This window comes from Lentibacillus populi (assembly GCA_014642895.1).
Lineage (GTDB): Bacteria > Bacillota > Bacilli > Bacillales > Amphibacillaceae > Lentibacillus_C > Lentibacillus_C populi.
Genome location: BMJD01000047.1, coordinates 1 through 20,166, shown reverse-complemented (window position 1 = coordinate 20,166; position 20,166 = coordinate 1). Strand labels below are relative to the sequence as shown.

23 protein-coding genes are annotated in these 20,166 nt (G+C 40.9%); 9 read left to right on the top strand and 14 right to left on the bottom strand.

The annotated features are described in order from the left end of the window. The first annotated feature begins 122 nt into the window (after positions 1-122). From IEX12_RS19505 to IEX12_RS19495, 3 genes are all read left to right on the top strand, one after another. Positions 123-899, top strand: a complete 777-nt coding sequence (locus IEX12_RS19505; RefSeq protein ID WP_155555542.1) for an ABC transporter ATP-binding protein — start codon at positions 123-125, stop codon at positions 897-899. Beyond that, the gene (locus tag IEX12_RS19500; RefSeq protein WP_155555541.1) at positions 874-2,793 is read left to right on the top strand and encodes an FtsX-like permease family protein; all 1,920 of its coding nucleotides are present in this window, start codon (positions 874-876) and stop codon (positions 2,791-2,793) included. Before IEX12_RS19505 ends, IEX12_RS19500 begins: the two co-directional genes overlap by 26 nt. 268 nt (positions 2,794-3,061) lie before the next feature. Continuing rightward, positions 3,062-4,357, top strand: coding sequence for a glutamate-1-semialdehyde 2,1-aminomutase (locus IEX12_RS19495; RefSeq protein WP_155555540.1), 1,296 nt, complete (start codon positions 3,062-3,064; stop codon positions 4,355-4,357). Positions 4,358-4,507: 150 nt separating this feature from the next. Here the strand turns inward: IEX12_RS19495 and IEX12_RS19490 are convergent, their stop codons facing one another. The 5 genes from IEX12_RS19490 to mutY form a co-directional block, all read right to left on the bottom strand. Beyond that, complete coding sequence (locus IEX12_RS19490) at positions 4,508-4,735, bottom strand: hypothetical protein (RefSeq protein ID WP_188725730.1); 228 nt, start codon at positions 4,733-4,735, stop codon at positions 4,508-4,510. Positions 4,736-4,740: 5 nt separating this feature from the next. Beyond that, positions 4,741-6,507 (bottom strand): ABC transporter ATP-binding protein, encoded by a 1,767-nt coding sequence (locus tag IEX12_RS19485; RefSeq protein WP_188725729.1) that lies wholly within the window; start codon positions 6,505-6,507, stop codon positions 4,741-4,743. Positions 6,508-6,730: 223 nt separating this feature from the next. Then, complete coding sequence (gene ntdP / locus IEX12_RS19480) at positions 6,731-7,258, bottom strand: nucleoside tri-diphosphate phosphatase (protein ID WP_188725728.1); 528 nt, start codon at positions 7,256-7,258, stop codon at positions 6,731-6,733. A 112-nt stretch (positions 7,259-7,370) separates the two neighbouring features. Continuing rightward, positions 7,371-7,556, bottom strand: coding sequence for a gamma-type small acid-soluble spore protein (locus IEX12_RS19475; RefSeq protein ID WP_088053419.1), 186 nt, complete (start codon positions 7,554-7,556; stop codon positions 7,371-7,373). A 142-nt stretch (positions 7,557-7,698) separates the two neighbouring features. After that, entirely contained in the window at positions 7,699-8,769 is a 1,071-nt protein-coding gene (gene mutY, locus IEX12_RS19470; RefSeq protein ID WP_102416360.1) for an A/G-specific adenine glycosylase, read from the bottom strand. A 125-nt stretch (positions 8,770-8,894) separates the two neighbouring features. Here mutY and IEX12_RS19465 point away from each other — a divergent pair, with 125 nt between their 5' ends. Next, complete coding sequence (locus IEX12_RS19465) at positions 8,895-9,869, top strand: metal-dependent hydrolase (protein ID WP_088053418.1); 975 nt, start codon at positions 8,895-8,897, stop codon at positions 9,867-9,869. Between the two features lie 18 nt (positions 9,870-9,887). On the opposite strand, the gene IEX12_RS19460 is transcribed toward IEX12_RS19465, so the two are convergent. Then, positions 9,888-10,232 carry a YfhH family protein gene (locus tag IEX12_RS19460; protein WP_088053417.1) on the bottom strand — a complete coding sequence of 115 codons (345 nt, stop codon included), beginning with the start codon at positions 10,230-10,232 and terminating at the stop codon, positions 9,888-9,890. Positions 10,233-10,487: 255 nt separating this feature from the next. After that, positions 10,488-11,300 (bottom strand): recombination regulator RecX, encoded by an 813-nt coding sequence (recX, locus tag IEX12_RS19455; RefSeq protein ID WP_188725727.1) that lies wholly within the window; start codon positions 11,298-11,300, stop codon positions 10,488-10,490. 123 nt (positions 11,301-11,423) lie between these two features. Here recX and IEX12_RS19450 point away from each other — a divergent pair, with 123 nt between their 5' ends. From IEX12_RS19450 to IEX12_RS19435, 4 genes are all read left to right on the top strand, one after another. Then, on the top strand, positions 11,424-12,317 hold the full coding sequence (locus IEX12_RS19450; protein ID WP_188725726.1) for a TIGR01777 family oxidoreductase: 894 nt from the start codon (positions 11,424-11,426) through the stop codon (positions 12,315-12,317). 362 nt (positions 12,318-12,679) lie between these two features. Further along, on the top strand, positions 12,680-13,237 hold the full coding sequence (locus tag IEX12_RS19445) for a GNAT family N-acetyltransferase (RefSeq protein ID WP_188725725.1): 558 nt from the start codon (positions 12,680-12,682) through the stop codon (positions 13,235-13,237). A gap of 49 nt (positions 13,238-13,286) precedes the next feature. Then, positions 13,287-13,427, top strand: coding sequence for a YfhE family protein (locus IEX12_RS19440; RefSeq protein ID WP_102415744.1), 141 nt, complete (start codon positions 13,287-13,289; stop codon positions 13,425-13,427). A gap of 151 nt (positions 13,428-13,578) precedes the next feature. Beyond that, on the top strand, positions 13,579-13,734 hold the full coding sequence (locus tag IEX12_RS19435; protein ID WP_188725724.1) for a hypothetical protein: 156 nt from the start codon (positions 13,579-13,581) through the stop codon (positions 13,732-13,734). Positions 13,735-14,155: 421 nt separating this feature from the next. Here the strand turns inward: IEX12_RS19435 and IEX12_RS19430 are convergent, their stop codons facing one another. Then, a complete protein-coding gene (locus tag IEX12_RS19430) occupies positions 14,156-14,500 on the bottom strand; it encodes a hypothetical protein (RefSeq protein ID WP_088053412.1) in 345 nt (114 codons plus the stop codon). 171 nt (positions 14,501-14,671) lie between these two features. Between IEX12_RS19430 and IEX12_RS19425 the strand changes: the two genes are divergently transcribed. After that, positions 14,672-15,088 carry a helix-turn-helix domain-containing protein gene (locus IEX12_RS19425; RefSeq protein WP_088053411.1) on the top strand — a complete coding sequence of 139 codons (417 nt, stop codon included), beginning with the start codon at positions 14,672-14,674 and terminating at the stop codon, positions 15,086-15,088. A gap of 353 nt (positions 15,089-15,441) precedes the next feature. On the opposite strand, the gene IEX12_RS19420 is transcribed toward IEX12_RS19425, so the two are convergent. From IEX12_RS19420 to IEX12_RS19395, 6 genes are all read right to left on the bottom strand, one after another. After that, positions 15,442-16,143, bottom strand: coding sequence for a hypothetical protein (locus tag IEX12_RS19420; RefSeq protein WP_188725723.1), 702 nt, complete (start codon positions 16,141-16,143; stop codon positions 15,442-15,444). Positions 16,144-16,145: 2 nt separating this feature from the next. Then, positions 16,146-17,000, bottom strand: a complete 855-nt coding sequence (locus tag IEX12_RS19415; protein WP_188725722.1) for an ABC transporter ATP-binding protein — start codon at positions 16,998-17,000, stop codon at positions 16,146-16,148. After that, the gene (locus IEX12_RS19410; RefSeq protein WP_188725721.1) at positions 16,990-17,367 is read right to left on the bottom strand and encodes a GntR family transcriptional regulator; all 378 of its coding nucleotides are present in this window, start codon (positions 17,365-17,367) and stop codon (positions 16,990-16,992) included. The genes IEX12_RS19415 and IEX12_RS19410 overlap by 11 nt, the downstream gene beginning before the upstream one ends. Before the next feature lie 252 nt (positions 17,368-17,619). Beyond that, positions 17,620-17,799 carry a type II toxin-antitoxin system antitoxin gene (locus IEX12_RS19405; protein WP_088053407.1) on the bottom strand — a complete coding sequence of 60 codons (180 nt, stop codon included), beginning with the start codon at positions 17,797-17,799 and terminating at the stop codon, positions 17,620-17,622. 22 nt (positions 17,800-17,821) lie between these two features. Beyond that, a complete protein-coding gene (locus tag IEX12_RS19400; protein WP_088053406.1) occupies positions 17,822-18,667 on the bottom strand; it encodes an SPFH domain-containing protein in 846 nt (281 codons plus the stop codon). A gap of 86 nt (positions 18,668-18,753) precedes the next feature. Then, complete coding sequence (locus IEX12_RS19395) at positions 18,754-19,626, bottom strand: ComEC/Rec2 family competence protein (protein WP_102415745.1); 873 nt, start codon at positions 19,624-19,626, stop codon at positions 18,754-18,756. Positions 19,627-20,166 lie beyond the last annotated feature (540 nt).

The window sequence follows — 20,166 nt, the reverse complement described above, 5'->3', positions numbered from 1 at the left end:
AGCCCGCTCCTCATGTACCTTTTTGTGTACACTCCGGTGCTCAAAGCTACGCCGCCTCGACCTTCTTGCTTCTCATTCGGCTACTTTTTGAACTCGTACTTATATCAAAAGGGGTTAAGAAAATGAACGTACTTGTAGCGGAAAACTTATCAAAAGTATATGGCTCAAAACGCGGTGTACAGCATAAAGCGTTAAACCAATTTAAACTGGCTGTCGAAAAGGGAGAATTTCTTGGGATTATGGGCCCGTCCGGCAGCGGAAAAACAACATTATTAAATATTCTGGCCACGATTGACCGCCCAACCGCCGGAAATGTCGTTATAAATGGCAAAAACGTCCATTCGTTATCGAAAAACAAGCTATCCAAGTTTCGCAGGGAAGAAATGGGCTTTATTTTTCAGGATTATAATCTGCTTGATACCCTGACAATTGGTGAAAATATTTTACTACCTTTAACACTTTTAGGAGAAAAGGTAAAAGAAATGGAGAAAAAGATGGTTCCTATAACCAAACAGCTTGGTATCGATACCATCATTAATAAACGGACATATGAAGTATCCGGCGGACAAATGCAACGAGCTGCGATTGCTCGGGCAATTATTCATGACCCGACCGTTATTTTTGCCGATGAACCAACTGGAAATCTTGATTCCAAATCCTCACTAAAGGTTATGGAAGCATTCAGTACATTAAACAAAATCCGGCAAACGACGACAGTGATGGTTACCCATGATCCGTTTGCAGCAAGCTTCTCGGAGCGGGTCATTTTTATTAAAGACGGCAAATTATTTAACGAAATTCATCGTGGCGAAAACCGGCAAACATTTTTTCAGGACATTTTAAACGTACTATCATTACTAGGAGGAAACACGGATGACCTTCAAACAATTCGCTTTTAACAATGTGAAGCGAAATACAAGGCAGTATTTAAGCTATTTCTTAAGCTGTATGTTTGCTGTGACGGTTTTCTTCATGTATGCCGTTGTTGTATTTCATCCTGACATTAAAGGAACTGAATTTCGTGACATTGTTCAGCTAGCAATTATTCTTTCAGAAATTATTATTTACGGATTTTCCTTTTTATTCGTATTATTTTCAACCGGGGCGTTTATTAAATCCAGGAAAAAGGAATATGGACTCTTAACAACGCTTGGCATCAGCAAGTCACAATTGAATCGCATGCTGATGCTGGAAAATACGATTATTGGTGTCGCCTCTATCGTTTCCGGCTTGTTACTTGGCGCCTTGTTAACCAAACTGTTTCTAATGGTTTTTTCGCAGGTATTGGGGATTAATCAGATTTTACCATTTTATTTGTCGTTAAAAGCAATTGGGCTAACGGCGGTATTATTCTTTATCATGTTTGAATTAAACTCGCTTGCTGTTGTCTGGACATTACGCACCAATTCCATTATGGAGGTTTTCCGAGGGTCAAGAGGTCCGAAAAAGGCACCAAAGTTTTCCTCATTTCTAAGCATATTAGGTGTTTGCTTCGTCGGGATAGGCTATTACCTTGCTTATGTTTCGGATGTATATACGATTTTTATTTATATGATTCCTATTTTATTATTCGTTGTTTTAGGAACCTACCTGCTTTTCACACAGTTTAGTATCGCGTTTATTCAACTGCTGAAACGGAAAAAAGGACTTTATTTTAAAAACTTGAATCTGCTGACTGTCGCTGATTTAGCCTATAAATTAAAGGATAATGCAGCTATATTATTTATGGTAACAACGTTAAGTGCAGTTGCTCTCACAGCTTCAGGCGTTCTATTCAGTTTATTTCATGGTGTCGAGGCTGAGGCAGAACGTTTTGTTCCACAGGATGTATCACTCATCAGTAAAGGTGAAAATAATCTGGAAGCTTTTCAAAAAGAAGTAGCTTTTATCGAAAATTCTTTTAAGAAAAAAGACATAGCATTTGCACAAAAGCAGGTTCAATCTGTCCAGACAAAGCTTGGGTCAGGCAACGATTATTGGAATGATGTACACGTTCAAATTTATGCATATTCGGATTACCAAGCAATTTCCAGGCTCCATGGTAAAAATGTTCCCTTCCATGTAAATAGTGAGGAAGCTATCGTACTGTTTCCAGAATATGCTAGACAAACGAACAGGTGGGCATTGCCTTCGGAGTTGACGATTGCAGCCAAAAATAAATCAGTTCGATTACCAGTTGAACCTGCAATGTCGAATTTGAATTCTACTATCTATAGTTCATTTAATATTGTTGTATCTGACCAGTTGTTTGAACAATTCAGGCAAACTGCTGCCGAAAGTGAAATAATTAACGCCTATTCCATGAATATTCCGAATTGGACATCGTACATTCCAGAAACAGAGCAAATTTTATCAAACATTGACTCGGAAGAAGTGTATCCAGATTCACAAGCAGATTACTACTTGAAAATGAAGGATGGGATGGCTTATTTGTTCTTTTTTGGTATATTTATAAGTGTACTATTCTTTTTGGCTGCCGGATCTATTTTATATTTTCGAATGTATCGCGACATCGACAACGATTTACACCATTATCATTCGTTGTACAGAATCGGACTTACCGACCAGGAAATGCGAAAAATTGCCACAAGACAACTCGTTTTTTTATTTTTTATTCCATTTCTGGTCGCTGTTGTTCATGCTGCTTTTGCCTTTAAAGCACTGCAAAACATGATAGCTGCATCTGTACTTGTACCAAGTATGATTATTATTTTGTTCTTTTTCGTTGTCCATCTAATCAACTTTTTCTTCATTCGGAATGTTTATACGGCAAAATTGAAGAAGGTTATGTAAAACCCTTGGGGATCGGGACTGATGTATTGTGCGGTTCACGGTGAGATTATCATTGTGCGTTTGGATTTTGCTGAGCGCTTTCTGCCGGACAGACGCTTGATTCTGTCTACTGCGCACGTCCACGCGTTCGGCAACGAGTCTCGCCGGAAATTGTACGCTCGAATCACTTTATTACCCAGTCGTAGATGGAGATCTGCGTAATTGTATCCCTTTATCATGCTCCCGATTCGGGTTTTTCACAAATTTTTCAGCAGGAGGCATTATCGTAATGGATTTTACCAAATCAAAACAATTACATGAAGAAGCACTTCAGCATATTGTTGGTGGTGTTAATTCGCCATCCCGGGCTTACAAAGCTGTCGGTGGTGGTGCACCCGTTTACATGGAACATGCGAAAGGTGCTTACTTCTGGGATGTCGACGGAAACAAATACATCGATTATCTTGCAGCATATGGACCGATCATCACTGGACACGCCCACCCACACATAGCGAAGGCAATCTCATATGCCGCGACAAATGGAACGTTATATGGGACGCCGACTGCATTGGAAAATAAATTTGCCAAGATGCTGAAGGCAGCAATTCCTTCACTTGATAAGGTGCGATTTGTCAATTCGGGGACGGAGGCTGTCATGACGACTGTTCGTGTAGCACGTGCGTACACGGGGCGGACAAAAGTGATCAAATTTGCCGGCTGCTATCATGGTCATTTTGATGCCGTATTGGTCCAGGCAGGATCGGGACCAGCTACACTTGGCACACCTGACTCGGCGGGGATTCCTAAATCCGTAGCCGAGGATGTCATCACCGTGCCGTTTAACGATCTTGCTGCATTTCAGGAAGCGATTAATAAGTGGGGCAGCGAAATTGCCGCAGTATTAGTTGAACCGATTGTCGGCAATTTTGGGATTGTCGAACCGGAGGAAGGATTTTTGCAAGCAGTTAACGAAATCACACATAAAGCTGGTGCACTGGTTATTTACGATGAAGTAATCACCGCGTTCCGGTTTACATATGGCAGCGCCCAGCAAGTATACGGGATCGAACCAGACATGACCGCAATGGGAAAAATCATCGGTGGCGGTTTACCGATCGGTGCGTACGGCGGTCGTGCGGACATCATGGAACAGGTAGCCCCACTTGGACCAGCGTATCAAGCAGGAACAATGGCTGGAAACCCCGCTTCAATAGCAGCAGGTATTGCCTGTCTGGAGGTTTTGCAAGCGGATGGTGTCTATGAGAAACTTGATCAGTTAGGCGCGCGTTTGGAGACGGGTATTGTAAATAAGGCATCCGAAGTTGGGATTCCAATTTCTATAAACCGTTTATGTGGCGCCCTTACCGTTTACTTTGGTGACGGGAAAATTATAAATTATGCTGATGCTGAAGCAAGCGATGGCGACGCATTTGCCAAGTTCTTCAAGTTAATGCTGCACGAGGGTATTAATTTGGCACCATCAAAATATGAAGCCTGGTTCTTGACAACCGAACATAGTGAAGAAGACATTGATGTTACAATCGAAGCATGCGGCCGGGCATTTAAGGCAATGGCCGCTAAATGATTAACAAAAGTGCACACCTTGTTTTGGGTGTGCACTTTTGTTCGTTAAACGGATTCACTGTCGAGGTTTTGTGTTTTCCGGTTGATGTTTCTGCGCTCCGGACGATGTTTCTGCGCTCCGGTTGATGGTTCCTCGCTCCGGAAGATGTTCCTACTCTCCGGTTGATGTTTCTGCGCTCCGGTTGATGGTTCCTCGCTCCGGAAGATGTTCCTGCTCTCCGGCAGATGTTCCTGCTCTCCGGACGATGTTTCTGCGCTCCGGTTGATGGTTCCTCGCTCCGGACGATGTTTCTGCGCTCCGGTTGATGGTTCCTCGCTCCGGACGATGTTTTCGGGCTCCGGACGATGAAAACTCCCACCTTACAGGGGGAGTTTTCATCAACATCAAGTTCCAATATAATCCGGCTGATCCAGGTTTTGCACCTGATACAAATCATAATAACTGCCTTGCCGTTTCATTAATTCCTCATGTGACCCGATTTCGATGATCTCACCATGCTCAATCACCACGATTCGATCGGCATGAGTTATCGTTGCAAGACGGTGTGCGACGATAAATGTTGTCCGGTCGGAGGCAAGTTTTTCTACCGCTTCCTGAATGGTATGCTCACTTTCCAGGTCAAGTGCCGATGTTGCTTCATCAAATATTAGAATCGGCGGATTTTTTAAAAATACCCGGGCAATGGCGATGCGCTGTTTTTGTCCACCTGATAGCTTGACACCACGCTCACCGACTAATGTGTCATAGCCCTGTGGTAAATCGCGAATAAATACGTCAGCATTGGCAGCTTTTGCAGCAGCAACTACTTCTTCATCCGTTGCCTCGGGATGTCCCATCCGGATATTCATCGCTATTGATTCAGAAAACAATGTATTATCCTGCAAAACCATCCCAATATTGTCACGTAATGAACGGGCTTTGACATCGCGAATATCAATTCCGTCTACCTTAATAGAGCCCGTATTCACATCATAAAATCTTGGAATCAAGCTAATAAGCGTAGATTTTCCTCCCCCGCTCATTCCAACAAATGCGATTGTTTCACCCTTTTTCACATGTAATGTCACATCTTTTAAGACAGGGGCTTCCTCTGCATCATATTGAAAGGAAACATTCTCGATATCAACAGTACCTTCCACCCGGCCTAGCTTCTTCGCATCCGGTTTGTCAGTAATATCGTATTTTTCATTTAAAAACTCAAAAACCCGATCAATTGAGGCAACGGATTGTGTCAGTGTGGTAGACGAATTCACCAATCTTCGCAATGGACTGTATACACGTTCCATATACCCGACAAACGCAACCATTGTCCCCATTGTCAAATTACCGTTAATGACTTGATAGCCAGCAAAAGCAATAACAAGTAATGGCGCTAAATCTGTAATGGTATTTGTTACGGCAAATGTCTTGGCATTCCAGTCTGTATGACGTAATGCACGATCTAAAAAGTTTGCGTTTCGTTTATCAAATTGTGTTTGTTCATAATCTTCAAGGGCAAAGCTTCTTGTTACAGGTATCCCCTGCACTCTTTCGTGCAAATGTCCCTGCACCTCAGCAAGTGCCTGTGAGCGATCCCTGGTCAGCCGACGTAATCTTCCATAGAAATATTTAATTGAGAAACCGAAAAATGGAAAAAGAATAATTGCAACGATTGTCAACGGAATGTCCATTGTAACCATGATGCCAATCGCGATTATAATCGTGATCATATCGAGCCAAATGTTCATTAGTCCGGTTATCACAAAGATTTTCGATTGTTCGACATCATGTATTACCCGGGAAATAATTTCGCCGGTTTTTGTCTGAGAATAATATCTCAGGCTAAGTTTTTGAATATGATCAAAGAGCCGATCCCTTATATCATACAGTATTTTGTTCCCTACCCATTGCGCTAAATATTGTCGAATATATTCAATGGGTGGACGTAACACAAGGAACACAACAAATGCTCCTCCCATTACCCAGAAAAGCTTGGCTGTTTTTGCCGAATTACTCATATTATCCGCGCCTATAATATTGTCAATAACGTATTTTAAAATAAGTGGCAAAAGTAAAGGAATGGCAAATTTAACAATTCCTATCAGAACCGTCCAAATGATTTTCCACTTATAAGGTTTAACAAATTGCATGTATTGTTTAATACTACTCATAATTAGCCCCGCCTCACCGGTACAATAGAAAAGCCTTGCTACCGTTGTAACAAGGTTGTTTCCTGTTTTAGTATTTGCTTATTTGCAACCGTTATGAACGAATAATCGGTTACATAAAGCATTATATGGTTAATTGAAATAACAGGCAACCAATCCGCTTGATCACATAGCGAAAATAAAACCTGTTGTAGTAACCTAATGATAGTATGTTTTAACTTTCACACTATCTGTACGTCAGATACCGTTCATACCACCCATCAATAAAATCCGGGGAAAATGGGCCTTGCCGCTGGCGAATCCAGTGCAACAGGTAATCCAGGTTTTTATGTAATATACGATCGATAATGACCGGATAATTCATTTGTGCTTTATGCTCCTCGTATTCATCCTCATCCAATATATCAAATGTCATATCCGGATAAACCTTTACATCCAAGTCATAATCAATATATTTTAACGCTTCTGCATCATACACAAAAGGTGACCCAATATTACAATAGTAGTAAATACCATCTGTTCGGAGCATGCCGATAATATTAAACCAGAAGCTGGAATGAAAATAGCAAATGGCAGGTTCCCTGGTTACCCACGTTCTGCCATCACTTTCAATTACTCCGGTTTTATCATTTGCGGCAATAACAATCGATTCCGTGCCTTTTAAAACGAGACTGTTCTCCCATACTCGATGCAGCTGACCATTATGTTTGTAGCTATATATTTTAATTTTCGAACCTGCCTTGGGACCAGCCATGAAATCTTCCCTTCCTATCCTGTATCTTCCTCTATTATAACGTAACACAGGGAAAACGACAAAAAGAGCTTCCTGGGCAGGAAACTCTTTTTGTTAAAATCGGGGTAGGTAGTTACTTCTTATTTTGTTGAGATTTTTGGTTTTGTTTTCTTACTTCTTGTGCGTTTGTTTCAGATGCAAATTCAGTACCAAATTGACCTTGTTGTCCTTGACTCTGGCCTTGTGCTGCTTGTTGATTTTGCTGTCTTACTTTTTGAGCGTTAGTACCAGAAGCCTGTTGGTTCGGTTGCTTAGCCATCTATATCACCTCCGCACTACTTAACATCTCCACTTAGCAAAAAGTTATCCACTATTATTGATTGGTAAAGTTGTCTTCAGCTGTAAAATTATAACATGTCCGAATAAAGGCAAAGGAATAACATAAATATATAAGACAAGCTCTAGTCCAATATATACTTCAGCATCTTTTGGTGGGAAACCGGGAATGGGTATAAACGCAAATCTTCAGGCTTAACAAAGATAATTCGTTCATCAGCCGTTTCCGTTTGCATGGTCATTGCATGAAATATTTCAAGCTGCCAGATTAAATGGGAAAATACATGTTTTAATGTTCCCGCTTTGTCACCAATATTCATTTGCACACCATATTCGGCAAAGAACCAGTTTGTTATGTGTTCCATGCCAATTTCATCGATTGGTGCCATGGGGAACTGCCATAAATTTGCTAACAGCCCGTTTTCAGCCCGTTTTTCAATCATATATTGGTTTTGTTCATTTTTAATTAACAACGCAGCATAAGTGGTAGTCTTTTGCTTTTTTCCTTTGGTTTTAACCGGCAGTTCCTGTTCCAGCCCATCAGCGAATGCACGGCAATGCTCTTGTACCGGGCAAAGCATGCATGAAGGTGTTTTCGGGGTACAGACAAGTGCACCTAACTCCATTACTCCTTGGTTAAATGATGATGGATCAGCAGTAGAAATAAGCTCAGCAGCAATTTTTTCGAACAATTTTTTCGTGGAGGGCTTGGCAATATCCTCATCAATATTCAATACCCTGGCAAAAACGCGCATTACATTACCGTCGACTGCAGGCTGCGGCTGATCATAGGCGATCGAAAGAATAGCACCTTTTGTATATGGTCCAACGCCTTTTAATGAACCTAAAGCTGCCGGGCTATCCGGCACTTTTCCACCATAGTCTGCAACTACCTCTCTTACAGCGGTTTGCAGATTGCGGGCACGTGAATAATAACCTAGACCCTCCCATGACTTAAGCACATCTTGTTCGTCAGCTTCTGCTAATGCATAAGGCGTTGGATATTTTTCAATAAACTGCTGAAAATAAGGGACAACCGTATCCACTTTTGTTTGCTGGAGCATGATTTCGGAAACCCAGATTTTATATGGATCCTGCGTCCTGCGCCACGGCAGGTCGCGTTTATTTGCCTGATACCAATTGATTAAATCCTGTTGAAATGCAGGAATGTCAAAATTTCGTAACGTTTTATCCAACAAAATACTTCATCCTTTATGATACAATAATTGTATAAAACAAAAAAAATCACTACAATACACAGAACCTTACACATTTTTTATCCAAAATTCAATCGAAACAGTCCTAAGGAGGAACTTGTTTTATGGATACTGCTACCCATATTGTTATGGGCGTTGCACTTGGAGGTATTGCGACGCTTGATCCCGTCGTGCAAAGTGATCCTGTATTATTTCATGCCGTTTTAGTTGGAACAGTCGCAGGATCCCATGCACCGGACTTTGATACAATTTTAAAAATGAAAAGCAATGCTGTTTATATACGTAATCACCGTGGGGCGACACACTCCATTCCAGCCATTCTTATGTGGGGTATTCTAATTGCTGGTATCATCCATGCATTTGTCCCGCAAGTAAATCTGTTTCATCTATGGGCCTGGACATTTCTGGCGGTAATCATCCACGTACTCGTTGATATTTTCAATGCCTATGGAACACAAGCATACCGTCCATTCACTGACCGATGGGTTGCCCACGGATTCATCAATACATTTGATCCGTACATTTTTCTGTTGCATATAGCAGGTATCATTGCCTGGATACTTGGTGCGGATCCCGGCTATACCTGGCTAATCATTTATACCGTAATCCTATTATATTACATTAAACGATACCTTGATAAGCGGGAAATTGTAAGAAAAATAAACGATTATTTCCCTGATACGGAAAAGATTGCCACATCACCAACGATTAAACAAAATAAGTGGCGGGTAGCCATTACCGCAAAGGATAAGTTTTACGTCGGCACAGTTGAAAATGGTCACATTCAAATTGTCGATGAGTTCAAGAAAATACCATTACCAAAGACAAAAATAATGGAGCTGGCCCAAAAAGATGCAAATATCGCTGCATTTTTATCCTTCTCACCCATTTATCGCTGGGAAATAAATGATTTCGACGATTTCACTGAGGTTCGATTTATTGACCTTCGCTATCGGTCAAAAGGCCATTATCCATTTGTTGCGGTCGTGCATATCGACGATAATATGCACATTATGAGCTCATATACGGGATGGATCTATTCCGAACAAAAACTGCAAAATAAGCTCCTGTTCACATAGAGGGAGACAGTCCCTTTGCTAAGAGAGACTGTCCCCTACTTTATCCCCTAATAACGAAATTGGTACGGCTTCTTCCTTCTCATATGTTTCGTTAAGCAAATTAATCCGGTGACCCCAAGCGAATACACCATTAAGATAATTAATTTTAAACCGATGGCCGGGATCTCCATTCAATTGATAGATATCATCGGCGTGAAAATCTTCCGGGTTCAGCATGTACGCCATTGCTACCTGCATTTTTCGTTCATTGATGGCCACTTCGCTAATGTTGCCAAGCTGCTCAGCCTTTTGTGCCTTTTCCTTAAGCCGCCCTACTTCCTCTCTTAGCTGTTCAATCGAATAATCACTATATCGATAATCCATTATTTCTTCTCCCTTCCATCTAACAGTTATATTTTATCAACAGTTTAGGAAAAAAAGAAATGATTGGGATCACGTATTAATGAGAATAAAGTGAGGGAATGACCAATAGCGGGCATTAGCAATATACTAAAAATGGATATCGTGTGTTTTTACTAGGGACGAACCGATAAGAAATTACATATGGTTCAGCATGAAATTACGAAAGCAGGTCGTAAAAGCAAAAGCCGGAAAAATAACATGCTTCCGGTCGGTAACTTATTCGTTTTCATACTCATCCAGAAACCGATTGATTAACTCAAGGGAAAATCCTTTCCGGAACAGCGCTTCTTTCATTTTATTTTGTAACGCGAACCCGGAAAACTTTGGCTGGTATTTTCGCAACAATTTCTCGCCATTATAGATAAGTGCATCCCATTCGGCGTTATTTTCTTTTTGATTGTCTATTTCCGTGAGAACATCCTTGATAACATCATGATCGAACCCTTTTTGCATCAGGCTGGCTTGTAATTGCTGCAGCTTTTGCCGAAAAGATTTCTTGCTGCCAGACGTGAGTTTTTTTTCTGCTAATTTATACGCTTTTTCATATTGCATGCCATATGTATATTGCTCGGCAGCAGAACTGGCAATTGCCGCTGAAACACCTTTTTCCAGTAATTCTTGCTGGATAAGCCTTGGCCCCTTACTTGATGTCTGAATTCGTGTTTTAACAAAAGCGTCAGCAAATTGCTCGTCATCAACTAATTTTTCCTTTTGCAGGCGGTCCATTATATTTGTAATATGTACCTCATCGACTTCTTTTTTCGCTAAATAATCCATTGTTTCTTTTTTTGTCCGCATCCGGTAGCTTAAAAAGCTTATCGCCAGGGTATATGACTTATGAAGGGAATCCTGTTTTACAAGTGTGGAAATTGCTGCATCGTCCAGCTCAAGCCCTTTTCGCAACCTGTATTCGATCAGCACCGCTTCATTGACACTAAAACCGTATTTTTCACCGTGACCATCGTCTAAAAAAATATTATAGCGATTTCTATGCTTCTTTTGTGTCGTAATCCGGGAAATTACAGACATAACTCACCACCCCTTTTCTTTATAATAACAAAAGTTGTCCAGAAACGTGTGTACGACAATTTGTAGTTAAAGAATCGTAAACCTCTATCAGGAATATACTTATAGAAAGAAGGAGTGAGCAATTTGAACATTTTAATTACCGGCGGAACGGGGTTTGTCGGCCGCCACTTAACAAAACGGTTGCTGGATGAAGATCACCATGTATACATTTTGACCCGCTCCCCTGATCTCTACCAGAACACCGATAAAACAACCTACATAAGCTACCAGCATAATGCTAAGACCCTGCCTGTTCTCCATGCCGTTGTAAATCTTGCGGGTGAATCGCTTTTTGGCTATTGGACTAGAAAGAAAAAGAAGGCTATCTTAACGAGCAGAATTGAGACAACACAAGCCGTAATCGACCTGATGAACCAAATGGATCGGAAACCATCTGTGTTTATCTCCGGATCTGCTATCGGTTTTTATGGAACGTCAGAGGATTTTATTTTCACCGAGGGAACAACCAAATCTGGTGAAGATTTTCTGGCTAGTGTTGTCATGGAGTGGGAAAAGACAGCCAGTCAAGCGGAAGAAATGGGGATTCGGACGGTTTATACCCGATTTGGCGTGATTCTGGGAGAGGCGGGTGCCCTTCCACTGATGGACTTGCCTGTGAAATGGTTTGTGGGTGGCAGAATCGGTAGCGGTGAACAATGGATTTCCTGGGTGCATATCACTGATGTTGTCGAGTTAATTTTATTTTGTTTAGCCAATGAGCATATCGACGGACCAGTAAATGTGACCGCACCAAATCCAATGCGCAATAAGGAATTTACCAGGACACTTGCGAACGTGTTGGGCAGGCCTTACTGGCTGCCTGCCCCTTCCCCATTGGTTCGCGTTGGGTTAGGACAAATGAGTCAGCTTATCACAAAGGGTCAATATGTCTTGCCAAGAAAAGTAGAAACATTTCGTTATCCATTCCGCTATCCTAATTTGGAGGGAGCATTGAAGCAAATTCTGCAGTCCGAATAACCGGCAACAATTTGTCACAATTTGTCTTAAAAAAAATGATTCCTTTTTGCAAATAACCTGTGTAAAATAGAGGCAAGAGGTCTGAAACTGGAAGTCGGATTGGCTGAAATTGGTGAATAGCCGATTTCAATTATAAAACCAATCTCTGAAATGGTAATTGCTTTTACTGGCAAAATGAACACAGATTTGATTTATATAGGGAAGGCAAATGGTGCGCCACCAGTGATTACTGGTTCTAGTGGGTTCGATTCCCACCCCGAATTTTTGTTGATCGCTAACTAAAAATTCGTGGGTGTACCTGATGCAAGCATTCCTTCCATTTATTAGGATATACCCACCTGTAAATAAGGAGGGTATTTTTTATGCTGAAAACACGTGAGTTGCATGAAGTTCCTGCATTGTTTGATCTAGTATCACACCCGGAAGTGTTTCCATATGTCAGACATAAGGCGGCAACATGTGATGAATATTATTTTATTACGAGACAAACGATGGAAGCAGAGGAAAATGGTGAATTAATTTCTCGAACCATTTTAGACGAATACGGGCAGCCGATCGGTACGATAAATTTATTTGATATCCAGGACAATTACGGGTTTTTGGCTACCTGGATCGGTAAACCTTATTTCGGGATGGGCTACAATAAACCAGCAAAAGAGCAATTTTTTAATGAAGTATTTTTCGAGCGTTCTATCGAGGCTATTTTTATGAAAGTGCGCAAGACAAATACGCGTTCATTGAAGGCTGTGCTGAAATTGCCGTACGCAGCGTTAGCAAACACGATTTATCCACAAGTATATGAGCAGATTAATCCACAGGAAGCGATTTACGATCTTTTTGTCATTACGAAAGATCATTTCATCTCCTATCAGCAGTTTGCCAATGCCGAACAACTTGCCACCGATGAGGAAGTTTCCTGATTTAAGTATATTTCTTCTTGTATAGGAAATCCTATTCAAAAAGTGAGGGATGTCTGTGAAGAAAAATCCGAAAAACCATCAACAGGACGAAAGCTTTTTAAACAAGACCCAACAAGTACATTACCAACGCGAGTTCAAAAGCGCGGACAGGGTGTATAATCAGTTTAGTCAAAAAGGAAACCGGGGATAAGCACGGGAGCTCACGATGACGAGGAAACCAAGATTAACAGTTGAAATAGCATACCGTATCACGTGATGGACAGTATGCTATTTTTGTTCGCATTGCTTAACATAGAAAGCAATCATTAAGGTGTTAAACAACAAATAAGAGGAGGATTTGTATGCAGCAAGATCGACAGGCTAAGAATTTGAGTCCCAGTATAAAACCGGGATTTGCTGGAACCGATGCCAAAAAAGTAAAACAAGAAATCAAAAAAGATATTAGCGAAGGACAAGGTGCAATGACTGCCCGAGAAGCGGGAGCAATGCATGATTAAAAAACCACACTTAGTGGTTTTTTAATTTTAAGTACTGTATATCCCTCATTGTAGAGATGCAGCAAATTTAATGATGCGGTTTACGTTTAAAAAACGATAGCGATAAAAGACAGCTCCCTTTTATCGTAAACAACCGAAATCCATATGTAAGTTCGGCTTTTCATTCGTGTGTTATTTTTTCCATGCTAACAAAACAGCTTGGGGTAAACTCTTTTTCTGTAATAGTTATCCCTTCTGTTTATCCACAGAAATACAATATCTGTGCATAACAGTCATGAAACTGGTTCCTCTCAGTCCAAGTTATCAACAACAGGATTGTTAATAACTTAGCTAATTCCTGTTGATTATGTTAATAAGCTAGCTGAGTTTTGATAAACAAGCTTGTTTTTTGTTGATAACGTTGTTGATAACTTATACCGAATTAATTAGCTATTCCAATTTGATATGCAGCTGGTTTTTCTTTCACTTCAAAACCGTCATCAGACTCTCCATTCTGGGAAATCCGCCTATATAACGTTTTTGTAGCTTCCTTCTCTGCATCGTTCTTTTGCTTGCCAAATCCGTATCCTGTCATAATATCTGCCATTTCAAATTCCAGTGCAGCCTGCCAAACAGCCTCCTTGTTAACGTTCCAGAGAAAAATCGTAACCGTATTATTCCCTGATACATGTATTTCGAAATCTTCTTCGTGAAACATGGCACGTAACATGAAAGATTTCGTCAAACTCGTGATGGTGTGATGATACAAAATCAAACAGCTGACCATATCACAATTCCCCTTTCTTCGTTCTATTTGAGAACATTTTACTATATGTTCCTTATTAGAACAATGAAAAGCATTTCTTTTCTCCTAGTCGTGATAGGATTAATTGTGTCTTACCTAAGATTTCCACATAGAGAAATCAAATTTTAATCCTGATTAGTAGAGTGTGATAACATGAGTTTGGAGCAGATTTCCTACAATATTAAATTTTTACGTGAACAGCATGAATGGACACAGAAGGATCTAGCCGAAAAGCTGTCAACATCGCGTTCGGTTATAGCCAAATGGGAAAATAACGTGGTGACCCCTGATGTGTCATCATTAATAGAACTTAGTGAAGTTTTCGATGTAACTATTGACCATATCGTCGGAAACCGTTCATTACGTGAGGATCTGCTCAAAGATTTTAAACGAGTATACAGTTCTAAGGAAAAACCTTTTGATGTTGAGGTAATGGAAATTGTGGAATACCTTATGAAACATCCAGAGCTAAAGGAACAAATTCACCGATTGAAGAAACTGCCACTCCGAAAACAAAAATCGCTCCATCTTTTATTTGCGAATATGATTGAGGAATTTGAACGACTGTAAAAGGGATGAGCTGCTCATCCCTTTACTTTAAAGGTAAGAAAGTATAAAAATCCTGGCTCTATTCTGCTCATGCCAAGGTAGGCCACATCCGGCTCCAGCGCCCAGCGGCTAGTATGCAACACCCGCCTTCGTACGATAAGTCAACATCGGTTACAGGGGAAGTTCGGTTAAAACCGCGACGACAATCGCCACACCGAACTGACCAACGTCCTGTTGGCCTCAGCTCACCGTGTTTCCTTTATCTCCTACGGTAGGAATGTTCGGTTAAAACCGCCGCTTTGCGCGACAACCGAACCACCCTGCTTGGCAGGGCGCAGCATATACGCCGCTAACCGGGCGCTTCCACCTTTGTTCTACCGTGCTGCTTCCGTTGTTATTCTGCGCAGCATTATCCACGTAACTACGTAAAGCACAATACCCACCGCAAATACCTCATAAAAGAAAGTCATATCAAAGGATTGAAAAATATCGATAAAGAAGTCGGCAATCCATCCCTGTGCCAATCCAAATAATAATATAATCGCAAGTGTGCCGACAACAACACCGCCACCTAATAACCCATATTTATAAAATAATAATCCAAGCAGAAACATGAACGACAAAAGAAAGAACATCACTGTTGCATCGATAATAACACGTGTCAGCCATGTATCAGTCAGCAGCTGCGCCGGATGGATTAACTGGTATGAACTGATACCCATTTTGTCCGTACCAAATAGGATGACAGAATGGACCGTATTGGCCAACACCGACTTTGCTAAAGCCAAACCTAGAAAAAACAGCCCCATTCCTGCAAAAATATTTTTCCTTGTTGACCCCATTTTTATCGAAAATGGGATCCCGTGCTTCGCTTGAATGAACCCGGTTATACCGCAATAAATATAAATTGCCATTGACAACGCAAAAGTCATTTGACCATTTTCCACATTTAACAGGAAGTATGCCCCCACAATACTAACCAGTAATGTACTCAGCAAAATGCTCCAAAAAATCAGCAATGAATACCGTGCATCTGTCGCATAAAAATAAAGTAACCCTTTCAATTGTCTTCCCATCGTTAAGCCCCCTTCTTTTCTGTTAAATGAATCATTAATTCCTGAATTGGTATCCCTTCAACAGATAGTCCAGCTGCTTCAGCCTGTTCCTGACTGCCGTAAACATATGCGGTCATCATCCCGGCAAGCTCTTTTTTGTTAATAATTTCCTTGTCTTTAATAAAATGCTCAACAGCCTCAGCACTTCCCGTTACAGCACATGTATTATTTCGCAGATTTTCCGCTTCTTCTTTCAGAACAAGTTTGCCGTCCTGAATTATCAGCACTTCTTCAAAAAGCAAACTAACTTCATCAATTAAGTGGGTCGAAAAAATAATTGTCCGCTTTTCACTTTCGTATTCCTCAAGCAGAATTTCATAAAATTTACGTCGCGCTGCAGCATCTAAGCCAATATATGGTTCATCAAAAATTGTAATTGGGGCTTTACATGCCAGCCCAACGATGATGCCAAGGGCCGAGGCCATTCCTTTTGATAAGGCCTTAACCCGTGAATTTAAGTTTAAGTTGTATTCCTTAATCAAATCATCTGCAAGTTCCTGGTCCCATGTTGGATAAAACAGGGAATATATACGTAGCACATGCTTTACCTTTAATTCACGTTTGAAATTATTCCCCTCTTTAATTAGACAAACAGATTCGGTCAATCGCTGATTATCAAACGGCTTTTCCCCGTCGACTAAAATTTCACCGCCTGTTGCTAGAATATGCCCAGATAAGATTTCCATAAACGTCGTTTTCCCAGCCCCATTTCGACCGAGCAGTCCGTAAATTTTTGGCTCATCCAACGTAAATGAAATATTATCAAGTGCTAACGTGTCTTTATATTTTTTCGTCACATTCCTGACATCAATCCGCATGATTGAACCCTCCCTGTTTGATCATTTCCAGTAGTTCATCATTACCCATCCGTAATTTTCTGGCTTCATCCTTTAGCGGCTGTATGAAGTTTTCATAGAAATGTTCTTTTCGCTTTTCAATCAAAATATCCTTTGCATCATCAGTCACAAACATTCCCACACCCCGTTTTTTAAATAAAATATTTTCATGTACCAGCTCATTAATTCCTTTAGCAGCGGTGGCCGGATTAATTTTGTAGTACTGCGCAAATTCATTGGTCGACGGCACTCGCTCCCCAGGTTTAATCGCACCATTGATAACCGAATCCTCTAGCTGCTCTTTTATTTGTAAAAAAATTGGTTTGTTTTCGTCTAACGTATTTTTCATGTACACCACCTCAGCTAAATGGTTAATTACTCATGTAATTAACCCTATAACATGAAGCTATATTTGTCAATAATCATTATGGAAAATTACGGAGACTACCTACACTGAGTGAAAAAAGGGCGAGAGCGTCACCAAAAGTGCCTGAATTTCTTCCCAAATCGCGTAGCCCCCTTTTTCTAACGACTTCCTACAGCAACAAGTGAATAGAAAGAAAAATAAGGTTCCGCACGTCAATTCGTGCGAAACCTTATTTTAATCCTCACCTATTTTTTTATCTTCGCTCTTCGGCAGCCTGCCAGCTTTTTTGGCTGCATCCCTAAGCAGGAATTCCACATGGCTGTTCACACTGCGAAATTCATCCTTCGCCCAGCGTTGTAGAATATCATATAATTTTGGGTCCATTCGTAACGGGAAATTCTTTTTCTTCACCATAGAAACCCTCTTTTTAAACCTATTATTGGTACAGTGTCCCCGTATTAATTACCGGTTGGGCACCATTGTCCGAAACGATTGCGACGAGCAAATTATTGATCATCGCAACACGCCGCTCCTCATCCAAATCAACAATATCTTGCTTTTCAAGACGCTCAATGGCATCCTGAACCATCCCCACTGCACCTTCAACGATTTTCCGGCGGGCAGCAATGATGGCATCTGCCTGTTGCCGCTGCAGCATAGCCTGAGCAATCTCGGTCGAATAAGCAAGGTGTGTTAATCGTGCTTCAATCACCTTCACTCCAGCAACCTTTAATCGCTCCTGCAGCTCTACCGTTAATTCATTCGATACTTCTTCCGCATTTCCTCTTAATGTAAGTTCAACATTCTCAAACGTATCGTACGGATATTTCGTTGCCACAGCACGTATCGCGGTTTCACTTTGAATTTCGACAAACTGTTCATAGCGATCCACATCAAAAACAGCCTTTGCTGCATCAACTACCTTAAATACAATCACGGCAGCAATTTCAATTGGATTCCCATTCACGTCATTCACTTTTAACCGCTTACTGTTAAAATTCCGGACCCTTAAAGAAATGGTTCTTCTTATCGAAAATGGAACTGTGATGACAATCCCTTCCCGTCGGATCGTCCCCATGTATTTCCCGAGGAAAATAACGACTACCGACTGATTTGGCTGGACTAACGTGATACCACTTCCCAGTGTTATGGCAATGATAAGACAAATCCCGCCAACAATGAATTGCTGGTTTATAAAGCTGAATACTGTTCCCGCAATTAGGGCAGCGATAACGATAATTCCTAGAAATCCATTCATCGACCATGCATTTCGCTCCTGCATAGCGACTCCTCCCCCTTATATCCAATTTATATTATTATGATATCATATTTGTTTAAATTTGTAAATACGGTTTTGCAGAAAATTTATTACCCAGCTTTTTCCGTCAATCCATCAAGCGGGGTTTTTTCTGTTAAAACAAAATAGCCTTGCCCGTTTGTCACTATCGATATATCACCAAATACTGCTGTAGAATAAATCATGGCATGAACCCTTTGCAGATTGCGAATGACCCGATCTACCGGATGTCCATAATGATTTTTTTTGCTGTACGTCAGGATCGCAATCTTCGGCTTAACAAGTTTCAAAAATGGGTATGATGTACTCGTATTCGATCCATGATGTCCGACTTTGTAAATATCCGATTCGATATCTTTCTGCTGCATGATTCTTTTTTCTTGTGCCTGTTCCGAATCACCCATAAGTAAAAAATCAACCTCGCGAAAACTTACTTTTAACACAATGGAGGATTGATTATTGTTTTTATGTTCGGCATATGAATTTAGGATTTGCATGTCAACCAATGGATCAAGTGTAATCACATCGTTTTCTCTGGCAATCTCAACTGGAATTTTATGCTTTTGGATTTGATTAATATAGCGTACGTAAGTTTTTGTTGAATGGAGCTTACCGGAATCGATTATTTTATCAACCTTAAACGATTTCATTATTAATGGCAGTCCCCCAATGTGATCAATATCCGGGTGGGTTGCAATTAGCAGGTCAATTTTTTTAACCCGACGTTTTTTGAGAAATTCTGCGACAGTTTTGCCTGCTCCCGGCGGTCCGCCATCAATTAGTATTGTTTTGCCACTTGGCGTTTCAATCAAGATACTGTCCCCCTGCCCAACATCAATGAAATGAACCTTCATTTGCTGTTGCTCTGCAGCAAAACTGGGGTTTGGGATCGTAAATAATAATAGTATGAAAACAACGTTAAAAACCTTGAAAATCCGCATCATTAAACATCCTTTTACCATGCTTTAGTACAGATTAGTTTTTTCAAGTTTTGAGTTTATTATTAATTACAGATTATGGCTGGACATCGACCTGAAGATTGTGCGTTCACACCTCAGGATTGCGTACTCGAAGCCCAAGATTGCGTGTTTGAGATTCGAGATCGCTCGTTCACACCTCGTGATTACGCGTTCGCACCTCGAGATTGAACGTTCGTCACCCACTCACTTATCGCAAGCAAAACGCCAGAACAAAGGCGCAAGCGCCCGGTTAGCGGCGTATGTGCTGGACTGAGCCGTAGGAGATAAAGGAAACACGACGACCGAAGGGAGTCGATGTTGACTTATCGTACGGAGGTGAAGGAAGCACACTAGCCGCTGGGTGCTGGAGCCGGACGTGGCTTATCCGGTTATTAAGTTATCCACAACCACCAAATTTTATAATTTCCCACTAGCGTTGCATAAAAAATAAAAGATCTAGTCAACCATTTTGATTTGTAACTTATTTACATTTATCAATTATAAAGAATATTCAGTCTCACCTTC